This window comes from Serratia sp. JSRIV004, from assembly GCF_019968705.1.
Lineage (GTDB): Bacteria > Pseudomonadota > Gammaproteobacteria > Enterobacterales > Enterobacteriaceae > Chania > Chania fonticola_B.
Genome location: NZ_CP074140.1, coordinates 5,661,088 through 5,676,833, shown reverse-complemented (window position 1 = coordinate 5,676,833; position 15,746 = coordinate 5,661,088). Strand labels below are relative to the sequence as shown.

General features: G+C 55.8%; 9 protein-coding genes. 3 read left to right on the top strand and 6 right to left on the bottom strand.

What is annotated here, in order from left to right; genetic code table 11:
* Nucleotides 1–10 precede the first annotated feature (10 nt).
* Nucleotides 11–2,458, top strand: a complete 2,448-nt coding sequence (glgP, locus tag KGP21_RS26990) for a glycogen phosphorylase (RefSeq protein WP_223536605.1) — start codon at nt 11–13, stop codon at nt 2,456–2,458.
* A gap of 97 nt (nt 2,459–2,555) precedes the next feature.
* Here the strand turns inward: glgP and glpD are convergent, their stop codons facing one another.
* The 6 genes from glpD to malT all read right to left on the bottom strand — a co-directional run bounded on the left by glpD (nt 2,556) and on the right by malT (nt 10,616).
* Nucleotides 2,556–4,064 (bottom strand): glycerol-3-phosphate dehydrogenase, encoded by a 1,509-nt coding sequence (glpD, locus tag KGP21_RS26985; protein WP_223536603.1) that lies wholly within the window; start codon nt 4,062–4,064, stop codon nt 2,556–2,558.
* A 363-nt stretch (nt 4,065–4,427) separates the two neighbouring features.
* Nucleotides 4,428–5,186, bottom strand: a complete 759-nt coding sequence (locus KGP21_RS26980) for a DeoR/GlpR family transcriptional regulator (RefSeq protein ID WP_021181740.1) — start codon at nt 5,184–5,186, stop codon at nt 4,428–4,430.
* A 33-nt stretch (nt 5,187–5,219) separates the two neighbouring features.
* Nucleotides 5,220–6,056 carry a rhomboid family intramembrane serine protease GlpG gene (gene glpG, locus KGP21_RS26975; protein ID WP_059201937.1) on the bottom strand — a complete coding sequence of 279 codons (837 nt, stop codon included), beginning with the start codon at nt 6,054–6,056 and terminating at the stop codon, nt 5,220–5,222.
* 158 nt (nt 6,057–6,214) lie between these two features.
* A complete protein-coding gene (gene glpE, locus KGP21_RS26970) occupies nt 6,215–6,541 on the bottom strand; it encodes a thiosulfate sulfurtransferase GlpE (RefSeq protein ID WP_223536601.1) in 327 nt (108 codons plus the stop codon).
* 114 nt (nt 6,542–6,655) lie between these two features.
* Nucleotides 6,656–7,645: an autotransporter outer membrane beta-barrel domain-containing protein gene (locus KGP21_RS26965; protein WP_223536598.1), complete on the bottom strand. Its 990-nt coding sequence runs from the start codon at nt 7,643–7,645 to the stop codon at nt 6,656–6,658.
* A gap of 256 nt (nt 7,646–7,901) precedes the next feature.
* Nucleotides 7,902–10,616, bottom strand: a complete 2,715-nt coding sequence (gene malT / locus KGP21_RS26960) for an HTH-type transcriptional regulator MalT (RefSeq protein WP_223536596.1) — start codon at nt 10,614–10,616, stop codon at nt 7,902–7,904.
* Nucleotides 10,617–11,209: 593 nt separating this feature from the next.
* On the opposite strand from malT, the gene malP reads away from it, so the two are divergent.
* Nucleotides 11,210–13,615 carry a maltodextrin phosphorylase gene (gene malP / locus KGP21_RS26955; protein ID WP_223536593.1) on the top strand — a complete coding sequence of 802 codons (2,406 nt, stop codon included), beginning with the start codon at nt 11,210–11,212 and terminating at the stop codon, nt 13,613–13,615.
* A gap of 9 nt (nt 13,616–13,624) precedes the next feature.
* A complete protein-coding gene (gene malQ / locus KGP21_RS26950; RefSeq protein ID WP_021807446.1) occupies nt 13,625–15,706 on the top strand; it encodes a 4-alpha-glucanotransferase in 2,082 nt (693 codons plus the stop codon).
* The last annotated feature ends 40 nt before the right edge of the window (nt 15,707–15,746 follow it).

The window sequence follows — 15,746 nt, the reverse complement described above, 5'->3', positions numbered from 1 at the left end:
TTGAATTACTATGACTTCACCGTTTAGTTACACCTCACCCACGGTCAGTGTTGAAGCGCTGAAACATTCCATCGCCTATAAACTGATGTTTATTGTCGGTAAGGATCCGGCTATCGCCACTCAGCACGACTGGCTTAATGCCGTGTTGTTTGCGGTGCGCGACAGGATGGTGGAACGTTGGTTACGATCCAATCGCGCCCAGCTTTCGCAAGATGTCCGGCAGGTGTATTACCTGTCGATGGAGTTTCTGCTTGGCCGTACGCTGTCGAATGCGCTGTTATCGATGGGGATTTACCAGGATATTGAGGACGCACTCAATGAGATGGGCCTGAACCTGAGTGAACTGCTTGAGGAAGAGAACGATCCTGGCCTGGGCAATGGCGGTCTGGGGCGCTTGGCCGCCTGTTTCCTGGATTCGTTGGCTACGCTGGCGCTGCCTGGCCGGGGTTACGGTATCCGCTATGAATACGGTATGTTCAAGCAGAACATCGTCGATGGCCAACAGATGGAGTCGCCGGATTATTGGCTGGAATACGGCAACCCGTGGGAATTCCCACGCCACAATACCCGCTATAAAGTGCGTTTTGGTGGCCGCGTTCAGCAGGAAGGGGCGAAGGCCCGCTGGGTGGAAACCGAAGAGATTATCGCCATCGCCTACGATCAGGTGATCCCGGGCTTCGATACCGATGCCACCAACACGTTGCGTTTGTGGAGTGCTCAGGCCAGTAATGAAATCAACCTGGGTAAGTTCAACCAGGGGGATTATTTTGCCGCAGTGGAAGATAAAAACCACTCCGAGAACGTCTCGCGCGTGCTCTATCCCGATGACTCCACCTATTCCGGGCGTGAACTGCGCCTGCGGCAGGAGTATTTCCTGGTTTCAGCCACTACCCAGGACATCCTCAACCGCCATTGGACGATGCACAAAACCTTCGACAATCTGGCCGACAAGATTGCCATCCACCTCAACGATACCCACCCGGTGTTGTCGATCCCTGAGCTGATGCATCTGCTGATCGATGAGCACAAATTCAGCTGGCTGGATGCCTGGGAAGTGGTGGAAAAGGTATTCTCCTATACCAACCATACCTTGATGAGCGAAGCGCTGGAAACTTGGCCGGTCGATATGCTGGGCAAGATCCTGCCGCGCCACCTGCAGCTGATCTTCGAAATCAACGACCATTTCCTCAAGCAGGTACAGCAAGTGGTGCCGGGGGATGATCAATTGCTGGCACGGGTCTCCATCATTGATGAAACCAACGGGCGTAGGGTACGAATGGCGTGGTTGGCCGTGGTCGCCAGCCATAAGGTGAATGGCGTCTCGGCGCTGCACTCCGAATTGATGGTACAGTCGCTGTTTGCCGATTTTGCTCGCGTATTCCCCGATCGCTTCTGCAATAAAACCAACGGGGTAACGCCGCGCCGCTGGCTGGGGTTGGCTAATCGGCCGCTGTCCAAAGTGCTGGATGACAGCATTGGCCATCACTGGCGTACCGATCTCAGCCAGCTTGGCGAAATCAAAGCGAATGCGGATTACCCGAGCTTCTTGCAGGCCGTACAGGTTGCCAAACGGCAGAACAAAGAGCGGCTGGCGGCGTATATCGCGAAAAAGCTCAACGTGGTGGTGAACCCCGACGCGTTGTTCGACGTACAGATCAAACGGATCCACGAATATAAGCGGCAATTGCTGAACGTATTGCATGTGATCACGCGTTATAACCGTCTGCTGCAGGATCCCGATGCCAAACGCGTACCGCGCGTGGTGATCTTTGCGGGTAAAGCGGCCTCTGCCTACTATGCCGCCAAACAGATCATCCGCTTGATCAATGACGTAGCGAAGGTGATTAACAACGATCCGCGAGTGCATGATGATTTGAAGGTGGTGTTTATCCCTAACTACGGGGTGAGCCTGGCCCAGATGATCATTCCTGCGGCCGATCTCTCCGAGCAGATCTCGCTGGCGGGGACCGAGGCTTCGGGCACCAGTAACATGAAGTTTGCTCTCAACGGTGCCTTGACCATCGGCACGTTGGACGGGGCCAACGTCGAAATGCTGGAACACGTGGGTGAAGAGAACATCTTTATCTTTGGTAATACCGCCGAACAGGTGGAGGCGCTGCGCCGCGATGGGTATAACCCACGTCAGTATTACGAGCAGGATGAAGAGTTGCATCTGGCTTTGACGCAGATCGCTACCGGTGCGTTCAGCCCTGAAGAACCCCAACGCTACAGCAACCTGTTCGATTCACTGGTCAATCTTGGCGACCACTATCAGCTGTTGGCCGACTACCGCAGCTATGTGGATATGCAGGATAAGGTGGATGAGGTGTATCTCAATCAGGACGACTGGACCCGGCGTGCGATACTCAATATTGCCAATATGGGCTACTTCTCTTCCGACCGGACGATTCAGGAGTACGCGGACGAAATTTGGAATATCAAACCGATAAAGCTGTAATAGCCAAGGGCCGGATTACCGGCCCTTGAATTTAACTTTTTTTTGTCCCGTATGCCGTAGGGGCGCTGCATGCTGCGCCCGTCTACTCACACCTCAATCAAGACGCCAATGACAACGCTTTTGGTTTGGCATTTTCTGCCAGCCAGGTTTTCACCCGCGCCTGCTGCTCTTCGCTGAGCCACATCCCCAGTTTGGTACGGCGCCACAGGGCATCATCCAGTTCGATAACCCACTCTTTCTCTACCAGATAACGCAGTTCAGCCTCGTACAGGTCATGGCCAAAGTCTTCACCCAAATCGCTCAGGCTATTGGCATTGGCCAGGATCATTTCGCTGTGGCTGCCATAGGTGCGAGCGTAACGGCGAGCCAGAGACTCCGTCATCCAGCCGTGCTGACGGCGCAGTTTAGCGGCATAGCTATCGCGATCGCCGTCAATATTGCCCCCTGGCAGGGAACCGTTTTTGGTCCAAGCCGGGCCACAGCCAGGATAGTAGTGAGCCAATTTCTCCATCGCATGCTCGGCCAGCTTGCGGTAGGTGGTGAGTTTGCCACCGAACACGGAAAGCAGTGGGGCTTTGCCCTGCTCGTCATGCACATCCAGCGTATAGTCGCGAGTGACGGCCTGCGGTGAATCAGATTCATCATCACACAGCGGGCGTACGCCAGAGTAGGTCCAGACGATATCGTCACGGCCCAGCTGTTTTTTAAAGTGATCGTTATACACTTTCAACAGATAGTTGATTTCGTTATCGTCGATCTTCACGTCTTTCGGATCACCGTGGTATTCCACGTCGGTGGTGCCGATGATGGAGAACTCATCCAACCACGGAATGACAAATACGATACGGTGGTCTTCGTTCTGCAAGATATAAGACTGTGGCTGGTTATGTGCCCGAGGTACCACGATATGGCTGCCTTTGATCAGGCGGATACCGTAAGGAGACTTGAGCTTCAGGCCATCGTCGAAGAAATGTTTTACCCATGGGCCGGTGGCATTTACCAGGCCTTTGGCGCGCCAGGTAAAGGTTTTGCCGCTGTCGACGTCGATGGCTTCCACCATCCACAGACCATTTTCGCGCCAGGCGCGGGTCACTTTGGTGCGGGTGCGCACTTCGCCACCGCGTTCGGCCACGGCTTGGGCATTCAGCACGACCAGGCGCGCATCGTCTACCCAACAATCAGAATATTCGAAACCGCGCTTTAATTCCGGCTTCAGAACGGAGTCTGGTCCAAAGCGCAAACCTTTACTGCCTGGCAGGCTGGTGCGTTTGCCCAAATGATCGTACAGGAACAGGCCGATGCGGATCATCCAGGCCGGGCGCAGATGGGGCTGGTGCGGCAGGCGGAAACGCATTGGGAAGGCGATGTGCGGTGCCAGTTTCAGCAGCACTTCACGTTCGGCCAGCGCTTCGCTGACCAGACGAAACTCGTAGTGTTCCAGGTAGCGCAGGCCACCGTGGATCAGTTTTGAACTGGCGGAAGACGTAGCACAGGCCAAGTCTTGCGCTTCAAGCAGCAGTACGGACAGCCCACGCCCGGCTGCATCGGCTGCGATGCCGGCTCCGTTGATACCGCCACCGATAACGATCAAGTCTTTGGTTTCCACGTTAACTTCCTCCTGGTGTTCGAAATAGCTCTTTTATGTTCGTTTTCGCTCATTATTGTAATCGGAAACCAACAAGCAAGCCAAGAGTTAACCAAACAAAAACATTCTTGCGTGATAGAGATAACAGTTTGGTGATAGTAGGTATACAAATAGAAGGGGTATTAGAGGCATTGGTGTTGGGGAAGCCCCTCACCCCAACCCTCTCCCACGGAGGGATCGAGAACGCCATAAGCTCTTGTTAGAGGGAGAGGGAGTCAGTCCGGTGTCGTGGGTAAACCGGTGCTGCTGCGGAAAGTGTGGGGGAGGTTCAGCGGACTCGATCGGTTCCCTCTCCCTGTGGGAGAGGGTTAGGGGGCGGGGCGATCAGCAGAGTTCCAGTTGTACGTCGTACTGCTCGATAATCTTCATCACGCTGGGTGGCGGAGCCTGATCGGTAAACAGATAGTCGATCAGGTTCATGTTCCCCAGGTTCACCATCGCGTTACGGCCAAACTTGGAGTGGTCGGTAACCAACATTACGCAGCGGGAGTTTTCGATAATCGCGCGTTTGGTTCGCACTTCGTGATAGTCGAATTCGAGCAACGAGCCATCCATATCGATACCGCTGATGCCGAGAATGCCGAAATCAAGGCGGAACTGGGAGATAAAGTCCAGCGTGGCTTCGCCCATAATGCCGCCATCGCGGGTACGGACTTCGCCACCGGCCAGGATCAGACGGAAATCCTCCTTGGCGGTGAGCAGGGTGGCCACGTTCAGGTTGTTGGTGACGACCCGCAGATTTTTATGGCCCATCAAGGCGTGGGCTACCGCTTCCGGCGTGGTACCAATATCGATAAACAGCGTGGCACCGTCCGGTATCTGGCTGGCTACGCGCTGGGCGATGCGGGCTTTCTCTTCCGACCACATCACCTTGCGATCGTGATAAGCGGTGTTTACCGAACTGGAAGGTAACGCAGCGCCACCGTGATGACGCTGTATTTTGTTCTGATCGGCCAGGTCATTCAAATCACGGCGAATGGTTTGCGGGCTGACGGCAAAGTGCTCCACCAGCTCTTCCGTACTGACATATCCCTGTAGGCGCACTAATTCGATAATTGCGTCATGACGCTGTGTTTGCTTCACGATATTCCCCTAATACACCGATGTGCCTGGTTGTTATTGTTCGTTGTGCGCGCGATGCCGCGTATCCCAGAATGCCATTAATAACCCTATCACTAAACCGGCAACGTGTGCCGCATTGGCGATCGACATTCCTAAAATATCGAAATAACCGGCCACCAGCCAGAGCGCGGAAAAGACCATCAAGCCCCTTGGCAGGTTCAAACCGCGTTCCGGTGCGCGTTCACCGCTCAGCCAGACGTAGCCCATCAGCGCGTAAACTACCCCGGAAAGCCCGCCGAACAGCGCACCGCTGAACAACGACTGCGCCCAGCCGCTGAAAAAGGCCGACACTACGGCGATCACAAACAGCTTGCCGGTGCCGAGGAGTTTTTCCACCGGACCACCAAGATACCACCACCACATCAGGTTAAAGGTAATGTGCAGCAGCGAGAAGTGCAGAAACGCATGGCTGACCCAGCGCCACAGCTGGCCATATTGCGAGCTGTTTTGCGGCCAGGAGAGCCAGAACATGACGGTATCATCACCCAGCACCTGCATCAGGATATAGACCAGAATACACAGGCTCATCACCGTCAGCGTCAGTGGCCCGGCCTTGCTGCGGATGATTTGCAGGTAAGAAAACTGTTGATACTGTAGACCGGCATCGGTGCTGCCTGCCTGCCAACTGGCGGCCTGATAGCGGCGGTTGAACGGATCGAGCAGGAACTGTTGCAATTCGTGTTGCACCTGTTCCAGATGGGCTTCATCCGCCAGCCAGATTTCGGCTGCGTCGCCCGTTGCGCGGACTTCAAGTACAACCCCCTGCGTTGCCATGTAATCGACAAAGGCTTGCGCCAGGCGAGGGTTGGAAACGGCGATCACTCGAACCATAGATTTTCCGTCTAAGTAGATGACTTTGGCCACGGGCAAAACCGCCGATGGCATTGGCGGCTGATTATACCGTTGAAATCCTGAGCGCAGGGAAGGGATCTGACAAAAACAGTGCAGAATTCAGCAATTGGCCGCCCAGAAAGGCGGCCCAAAGGGGATTAGGCGGAGGTCTCGACGTCCTGTGGGAACTGGCGGGCCCAGGCCTCAAAGCCGCCATCAATACTGTAAACCGCGTCAAACCCCTGATGCAGCAGATACTGCGCGGCGCTGCGGCTGCTGTTGCCGTGATAGCACATGACCATCACCGGGCGATCGAACTCGTTCTTCTGCATAAAGGCGGACAGGGTGGCGTTGGTCAGATGAAAAGCGCCTGGCGTATGCCCAGCTTCAAAGCTTTGTGGATCGCGGATATCAACCAGTGCGGCGCTACCGTCTTTCAGGCGTTGGTGTGCTTGCACAACGTCGATCGTTTCAAACTGTTCCATAACTGCAAAATACCGGGTAATGGGGAATGCCGGTATTGTATCCAACTTTGGCTGGATTTAGACCAGAGCAACAGCAGGGACTTTATCCCCGCCGACTTACAAGCCTTAGCGTTATTACCAGCGATAGCTCACACCCAAGGTGCCGCCGTAATCCTGGTAGCTGTTGGCTCCCAGGGTGATCCCGCCTTCAAACCACAGCTGCATGTTGTAAGTACTAGGCGAATGCAGGCCTAACTTGACCTCAAACAGATCATCCAGGGAGTTGGATTCTACCCGCGTATCATTAAAGTTGACCGCGTTCTTGCCACTATTATGCCACCAGTTGGTGGCGAGATAGGCGGTGGTATAATCGTCTTGATCGCTATACCAGCGAATGCCGACGCGTGAAGTAAAGTTTGGCGCATCGGCCTGATGAATATAGACGCCCGCTGGGTCCTGATAATTATCGGCATCGAAGCGGTTATAAATAATCTGCAGCTGTGGTTCGATAATTAATTCGAGTGCCGAAAACGGCTGCAAGGCATAGCCGGTTTCCAGCGAGGCGCTAAAACCGGTGCTGTCATAATTCTGCTTGCCTTGGGCATAGGTCACGCTGTTGTTAAACCAGGCATATTGCAGCCAGGAATCCACATACGCCCCAGAATGCTTTTTCTTATCCTGATACCAGGTGCTGTAAGCGCCGATAGAATAGCCGTCGACTTTACCTTCGGATGAGAGGGTGGCGTTGTTAGCGCTGCTCTTGGCGTGGCCGTAGCCGGTCATCAGGCCTGCCGTCCACTCTTCTTTGTTGTTATCCAAGGCCAGCAAATCCCCGCCAAGCATAAAGACCTGACGATCCATATCGACGGGCAAGCCGTTATCGCCCGCGCTCAGATCCTTACTGTGATAACCCGAAACGCGCATCCAGAATTGACTGTCCCCTGGCGCGGTCTTTCTTTGATGCAAGGTATGAGAAAATAACGTTGATGCGGCAACCTGATTCCCCAGATAAACCCCGGCGTCGGGCCGAGAACTATAATCGATGAGGGTATCCGTGCTCGCCATGGCTTGAGAGCCAATAAGATAAATTCCGGCTGTAATAAGTGCTTTGCTGTTTATTGCCACAATCCCAACTCCCTATGGAAATTTGCCGCAATAGTACCCAGATGAAACGATAATGTCATGAGAAAACAGGCGGGCTTTAGATTGACCGCCAGTGATATTGCTCGACCTATTTATTTGGTGGATGTATCAGGCTTTATATATTCTCTAAACTTGCAGATTTATGGTCGAACGCAGTTGTCAAATGTGGCACGTTCGGCCCCTTTCCCTGTGGGAAAGTGGGCCGTACTGGGCTTAACCTACTGATCTGCTTTTAAAACTACGCGCCATAACCCATCATTTTCAGCAACTCCTGTGCCTGCTGCACCGCTTCCTGGCGATGTGCGACCCCCAGTTTCTGATACAGATTACGGATATGGGTTTTAATGGTGGTGGCCGCCACGGCCAGTTCCCCGGCAATCTGATCGTTGCTGTAACCGGAGTAAATCAGGCCCAGCACCTGCCATTCACGCTGTGTTAGCGGGCTCGTGCGGATCAATTCTGGTACTTGCGGGTGAGTTAGCAGCTTATCGACGAAGTTCTCGTCAAAATGAGCGAACTTGTGTCGGTGATGCTGGTTGATATCGCGCAGAATACGCTGGGCGCGATGCTGTTCCATTTCTGGCAGCGTGTTGAGCTGGATCAGTTGACGCAGTTGCTGCGCCATGGCCTCTCCCTCGATCACAAAGTGGCTGATAAACCCGGTGCGGTTAGCCAGTGAGAGCGACTCTATCAGCGCGCGCTGGGCGTCCACTTTGCGGTCCATCTGCCAGTAGAGGTGGTTACTGAGCAGCAGGTTACGGTTGAGATCGCTCACCAACCGCAGGCGGCGGGCATTTTCGTTCAGCTCGTCCAACACCACTTCGGCTTCTTCGTACTGCCCAAGCAGGATCTGGACACGGGCGATATTACGCCATTGCCCCTGCGTAAAGTGGTTATTGGCCATCCCCGGTTTTTCGGTATTGCGCAGCCAATTGGCCGCTGCGGTGGTATCCCCGGTCATCTGCCAGTGGATCACCCTGGGTTTATCGGCATTGGTCAGCCAGTCTCGGTGATACTGCGAGCCATGCAGCAGGACTTCGCTGCGCAGCAGGTGAGCATTGGCATTATCCAGATCGCCACGCGCCAGCGAGCATTTCGCCAACATCGCCAGGCATTGCAACTGCTGCTGCGGCTGGTAGTTAGCCAACACCTTTAGCCCTTCACGTGCCGCTTCTTCGGCTTCGTCCAACCGTGACCACGACCAGAGCACCTGTGAGCGGATGCGCAGCAGGAATTCGTGCATCGGTAACTGCTCCAGATGCTGTTCACGCACCAGTTCGAAGGCCTTATCCTGGGTTTCATAGGCGGCTTGCAGGAACCCTTGCGCGATCAGAATTTCGCTCTGCTGCAACAGCGCCCACAGCGCATAGTGATAAGCCTGATGGCGGCGAGCCATCTGTTCGGTCTGCTGCATCATGGGCAGCGCCCGTGCCAGTTCCCCTTTGCAGTGGTGAACCTCACCGGTAACGGAGGTGGCCACGATGCGGCTGTAATAGCTGGATAGCGGCAGGAATTTCAGCGCCTCGGTGGCCAGGCGTTCGGCCTCTTCCGGTTTACCGGCGTTGATCGCCACCTGAGCACGCAGCGCGTCAAATTCAGCATGCAGAGTCTGGTCAATGACGATCTTTTGCTGGAGCATGGCCTGTTCGGCGCGTTCCAGTTGGGTATTCACTTCGCTGTAACGGTGTTGGCTTTGCGCCAGCCAGGCTTGCAGCAGCGCCAGTTTCGGGTTCTGGATCAGCCGTTCGTACGGCAGGGCATTCAGACACTCCTCCAGCAAGGCCAGTTCGCTGTGATGGAACAACGACCAGGCATGTTGCAACAGGATATCGCGCAACATGCTGACATCGCTGGCTGCCAACGCATGGTGAATGGCTTCCGCCGGGTACCCGAGCGCCAGCCATCCTTCTGCCGCCGCATGGTGCAGGCCTGGCAGTTCCAGCGCCAATTCCCACTGGCAACGCTGGCGCAGGAACGAGGCAAACAGCGGGTGGAAACAGAACCACTCGCCGGTGTCGTCCATACGGTGAATAAACAGGCCCTGGCGCTCAAGCTCTTCCAGGCGCTGCTGGCCGTTGTCTTCCCCGGTCAGGCGAACGATCAACGCGTCGTTCATCGAACGCAAAACCGAGCAGCGCAACAGGAACGCGCGGGCATCGGCATCAACGCGATCCAGCACCTCATCCACCAGATAATCGGACAGGTGGCTGGCGTTCAGCCCGGCCAGACGTTTGGCAGATTGCTGAGCGGAAGAGGTGGATTGGCGGGCGGAGAGCGCGATTAGCTGTAAGGCGGTTGCCCACCCCTCCACTTCGTCACACAGACGGCTGCTGTCATTGTGCTCCAGCGGGGAGGTAAGGCGGCAGTCAAAGAACTGTTTCGCCTCCTGATGATTAAAAGCCAATTGGCGCGTGCTCAGCTCTAACAGCTGATCGCGTACGCGAAGATTGGCGATCCCCAGGGGAGGCAGGGTGCGGGAAAGGATCAGCAGCGTCAGATTTTCTGGCTGGTGGCGCAGGAAGAAACGCATCGCTTCATGGATCTGGTCATTGGTGATCAGGTGGTAATCGTCGATCACCAGGTACAGCGGCTGGTGCCAGTCAGACAGCTCGATAAACAGCTGGGCAAACAGCGCCGAAAGGTTGGCGTATTGGTGTTTCTGGCTTAATGCCTCGCTTTTCACGCAGTGGCCAGTGGTAGCCTGTTGCAGCGCGGCGATCAGATAGCTGGCGAAGCGCTCCGGCTGGTTGTCGCTCTCGTCCAGGGAGTACCACCCCAGATCCGATTTGCCCGCGGCCCATTGTGCCACCAGCGTGGTCTTACCGTATCCTGCCGGGCAATTGACCAATGTCAGGCGATAGTTAGCCGCACCAGCCAGCTTCGCCAGCAGACGATCGCGTACCACGGTATTTTGCAGCCGTACCGGACGGCTCAGTTTTGATGGGATCAGCATAATATTCCAGGTGTAAAGTGCGGTTCCCGCCGCCGAAGGACTGCCCGAAGGAATTTATTTCACCGTGTTCCTGTCTCGGGACCGGGTTGAGTTAATTATTTTGTAGCTCGTAATTAATCCCCCTCTTTAACTTCGAACATCGTCAACGGTAATGCAACAAGCTTGCGCTTTGGCTTGAAGTTAAATTGCTATTGATCACACTTTTTTATGTTTGCCCTCGGTTCAGCTCTAACTGCGCTTTACATCGCGCCTGATTACCCTCAGAAATTACCCTGTTTTTCGGCCGTTAGTGGACGAGTACAAAACTTCATCAGCTATCATAACTGTGCTAACGTCCTAAGGTTTGCCGTCGATGTTATGCTCACCGGTGATATCGATGGGCTTTCTTACCGCACGCAAGGGGGCTTAAAAAGTGCCTGAGATCACAGTTTCAGCTACGCCCCAATCCTCCTCCCCAGCTAATCCCCAGGCGGGATGATGCCATTGCGGGTTCTCCCCGGCACGATAGTGAAAAAATTGGCCCATTTACTACCCAATGGAACTCAAGTTGCCGCTTGAAAGACGACGGGTACACCGGATAGAGAGTTTTACCTATGTCACAGCCTATGCTCAAAAAGGACGTTTTTCTGGCTGCACTGACTCGTCAGTGGCAGCGTTTTGGCCTCAGCTCCGCACAGCAGATGACTCAGCATCAATGGTGGGAGGCCGTAAGTGCCGCTCTCGCCGAACAGCTGGCCGCGCAGCCTGCGCCGCGTAAAAGCAGCAAGTCGTTGCGCCATGTAAACTACATCTCGATGGAATTCCTGATTGGCCGCCTGACGGCCAATAACCTGATCAACCTTGGCTGGTATGACACCGTTGAGGCGGCGTTGGCAGAGCAGGACGTCAAGCTGGCCGATCTGTTGGAGCAGGAAACCGATCCGGCGTTAGGTAACGGTGGCCTGGGGCGTTTAGCCGCCTGTTTCCTGGACTCGATGGCCACGGTGGAGCAACCGGCTACCGGCTATGGGCTGAACTATCAATACGGGCTGTTCCGTCAGTCGTTCAAAGAGGGGCATCAGCAAGAGGCGCCGGATAACTGGCAGCGCGAGAGCTACCCGTGGTTCCGCCATAATGCGGCGTTGGCCGTGGATGTCGGGATTGGTGGTAAGGTAGAGAAACTGGCCGATGGCCGCGAACTGTGGCACCCGGAGTTTACCCTGCGTGGGGAAGCTTGGGATCTGCCGGTGCTGGGCTTCCGTAACGGAGTCACTCAGCCGCTGCGACTGTGGCAGGCAACGCATAGTCATCCATTCGATCTGGGGGATTTCAACGACGGCAAATTCCTGCAGGCGGAAAAGCAGGGCGTAGAAGCCGCCAAGCTGACCAAAGTGCTCTATCCGAATGACAACCATCAGGCTGGCAAACGCCTGCGCCTGATGCAGCAGTATTTCCAGTGTGCCTGCTCGGTGGCCGATATTCTGCGTAAGCACCATCTGGCCGGGCGAAAGATTGAAGAGTTGCCGAAGTACGAAGTGATCCAACTCAACGACACCCACCCAACCATCGCCATTCCAGAGCTGCTGCGTATTCTGCTCGATGAGCACCAACTGGATTGGGATGCGGCCTGGGCGATCACCAGCAAGACCTTTGCCTACACCAACCACACCCTGATGCCGGAAGCTCTGGAGTGCTGGGATGAGAAACTGGTCCGCAGCCTGCTGCCGCGCCACTTCTCTATCATCAAGCAGATCAATGCCAACTTTAAGCGGTTGGTAGACCAACACTGGCCGGGCGATGAGGCAGTGTGGGCCAAGCTGGCGGTGCACCACAACAAGCAGGTGCGCATGGCCAACCTGTGCGTGGTCAGCGGCTTTGCGGTGAACGGTGTGGCCCAGTTGCACTCGGACCTGGTGGTAAAAGATCTGTTCCCAGAATATCACCAGCTGTGGCCGAACAAATTCCACAACGTCACCAACGGTATTACGCCGCGCCGCTGGCTCAAGCAGTGTAACCCGGCATTGTCAGGCCTGATCGATACCACCCTGAAAGTGGAGTGGGCCAACGATCTTGATGCGCTGAAGGGCTTGGAAAAATACGCTGAAGACGCCGCTTTCCGCGAGAAGTACCAGCAGATTAAGCGCGATAACAAGGTGGTCCTCGCCAACTACGTGCAGAGCGTAATGGGGCTGACGCTCAATCCAGACGCGATCTTCGACGTGCAGATCAAACGCCTGCACGAGTACAAGCGCCAGCATCTGAACCTGCTGCACATTCTTTCGCTGTATCGCCAGCTGCGGGATAACCCGGATCTGGACATCGTGCCACGCGTATTCCTGTTTGGTGCCAAAGCCGCGCCGGGCTATTACCTGGCGAAGAACATCATCTATGCGATCAATCAGGCCGCAGAGAAGATCAATAACGATCCGATCGTCAAAGATCGCCTGAAAGTGGCCTTCATCCCTGATTACCGCGTTTCCGTCGCTGAACTGATGATCCCGGCGGCGGACATTTCCGAGCAGATCTCCACCGCCGGTAAAGAAGCGTCGGGCACCGGGAATATGAAGCTGGCGCTGAACGGCGCACTGACCGTTGGCACGCTGGACGGAGCCAACGTCGAGATCGCCGAGCAGGTCGGCGAGGACAACATCTTTATTTTTGGCAACACCGTGGAGCAGGTCAAAGCGCTGTTGGCCAAGGGTTATGACCCGCTGAGCTATCGCAAGAAAGACAAACACCTGAAGGCAATCCTGGATGAACTGGCCAGCGGCGCATTCAGTCACGGTGACAAGCACGCCTTCGATATGATGCTGCACAGCCTGTTGGAAGGTGGCGATCCGTATCTGGTGCTGGCGGACTTTGCTTCCTACTGCGAAGCTCAACGGCAGGTAGACAAACTGTATCGTGACCGCGACGAATGGACGCGCCGCACTATCCTTAACACCGCGCGCGTAGGCATGTTCAGCTCGGATCGTTCGATCCGTGACTATCAGCAACGCATTTGGCAAGCCAAGCGTTAAGGAGTGCGAATGAGTAAAGGTATCGATCAGGTAGCAGCCCAGGCTGGGATTGCTGCCGATTACATCAATGCCCACGGCCAACGCCAGGCGATTTCGCCGGAAACCAAACGCAAGCTGTTGGCGGCGATGAACCCGGCGTCGTTGCAGCCGTCAACGGCTCCCTTGCCGCTGGTTAAAGTCTTTTATCATGGTAACCCGGTGGCGCTGCCGCTGGGGGGAGATGGCGAGTTTCAGTGGGTATTGTTGCGTGAGGACGGTAGCCAGCAAGAAGGCCGTGCCAGTGCGCACAAAACCCTGACTCTGCCTGGCAAGTTACCGCTGGGTTATCACCAGCTCACGTTGTCACAGGGGGAGCAGCAATGGGCCTGCCGGCTGATTGTCGCCCCCAAGCGTTGCTACGAGCCGGATGCATTGTTGACCGGCAAGAAGCTATGGGGAGCCTGCGTACAGCTCTACACGCTGCGTTCTGAGCGTAACTGGGGGATTGGCGACTTTGGCGATCTGCGGGCGATGGTCGGTGAGGTGGGTGAACGCGGCGGCGCCTTTATCGGGCTCAACCCGATCCACGCGCTGTATCCGGCCAGTCCGGAAAGCGCCAGCCCTTATAGCCCGTCTTCGCGCCGCTGGTTGAACGTGGTGTATATCGACGTCAACGTGGTGGAGGATTTCCAGCTCAGCCAGGCTGCGCAAAAATGGTGGCAGAAGGCTGCGACGCAGAAGCTGTTGGCCAAGGCGCGTAGTAGTGAGCTGGTGGACTACAGCACGGTAACGCAGCTGAAGCTGGCGGCGTTGAAGCTGGCTTTCCCGCATTTCCAGGCCCGCAAGCCGCAGGATGCGCTGAAGCAGGAATTTGAGCGCTTCGTCGGCGAAGGAGGCAGCAGCCTGTATCAGCAGGCAACGTTCGACGCGTTACATGCCCATCTCAGTGCCAAAGACAGCACTATGTGGGGATGGCCAGCCTGGCCGGAGGAGTATCAGCAGGGCAACGGCCCGGCAGTGGAAACCTTCTGTAAGCAGCATGAGGATGAGGTTACCTTCTACCTGTGGCTGCAATGGTTGGCGGCCAGCCAGTTTGCCGAGTGCTTCGGCCAAAGCCAGCAGTGCCAGATGCCGATTGGCCTGTACCGCGATCTGGCGGTCGGGGTGGCAGAGGGCGGGGCGGAAACCTGGTGTGAACGCGAGCTGTATTGCATGCAAGCCTCGGTGGGTGCTCCGCCGGATATTCTCGGGCCGCTGGGGCAAAATTGGGGCCTGCCGCCGATGGATCCGCATGTGATGGTGGCGCGGGGTTATCAGCCGTTTATCGATTTGCTGCGGGCCAACATGACCAGCTGTGGCGCCTTGCGTATCGATCACGTGATGGCGATGCTGCGTTTATGGTGGATCCCTTATGGTGAAACGGCCGATCACGGTGCCTATGTGAAATACCCGGTTGACGATCTGCTGGCGCTGTTGGCCTTGGAGAGTCAGCGCCATCGTTGCATGGTGATTGGGGAGGATTTAGGGACCGTGCCGGTGGAGATCGTCGGCAAACTGCGTGATAGCGGCGTCTATTCCTACAAGGTGCTGTATTTCGAGCACGATGCGGAGAAGCAGTTCCGTGCGCCGCAGTCTTATCCGGTGCAGGCAATGGCGACCATTACCACCCACGATCTGCCAACGCTGCGTGGCTATTGGCAAAGCGGCGATCTGACGCTCGGCAAGCAACTGGGGCTATACCCGGATGCGGAAGTGCTCAAAGAGCTGTTTGCCGATCGTGAACGGGCCAAGCAGGGGCTACTGGACGGGCTGCATCGCTACGGCTGCGTACCGCAAAAGGTCGGCAAGAAAGCCTCGTTGTTGAGCATGAGCCCGTTGCTGAACCGAGGTCTGCAACGCTATGTGGCAGACAGCGCCAGCGCGCTGCTGGGCCTGCAACCGGAAGACTGGCTGGATATGGCGGAACCGGTCAATATTCCCGGCACCAGCGATCAGTACCCGAACTGGCGGCGCAAGCTGAGCCAGACCTTGGAAGCGATGTTTGACGATGCTGAGGTCAACCGTTTATTGAAGGATTTGGATAAGCGACGCAGGAAGGTTTCGGTAGGCTAAATGCATCGGGGCGGCTTACCGACCGCGATGGAGACAGGCA

Coding starts and splice junctions, on each gene's coding strand:
- malT (WP_223536596.1), bottom strand. CDS start 10,616: ATGCTGATCCCATCAAAACTGAGCCGTCCGGTACGGCTGCAAAATACC.
- glgP (WP_223536605.1), top strand. CDS start 11: ATGACTTCACCGTTTAGTTACACCTCACCCACGGTCAGTGTTGAAGCG.
- glpE (WP_223536601.1), bottom strand. CDS start 6,541: ATGGAACAGTTTGAAACGATCGACGTTGTGCAAGCACACCAACGCCTG.
- glpG (WP_059201937.1), bottom strand. CDS start 6,056: ATGGTTCGAGTGATCGCCGTTTCCAACCCTCGCCTGGCGCAAGCCTTT.
- malQ (WP_021807446.1), top strand. CDS start 13,625: ATGAGTAAAGGTATCGATCAGGTAGCAGCCCAGGCTGGGATTGCTGCC.
- malP (WP_223536593.1), top strand. CDS start 11,210: ATGTCACAGCCTATGCTCAAAAAGGACGTTTTTCTGGCTGCACTGACT.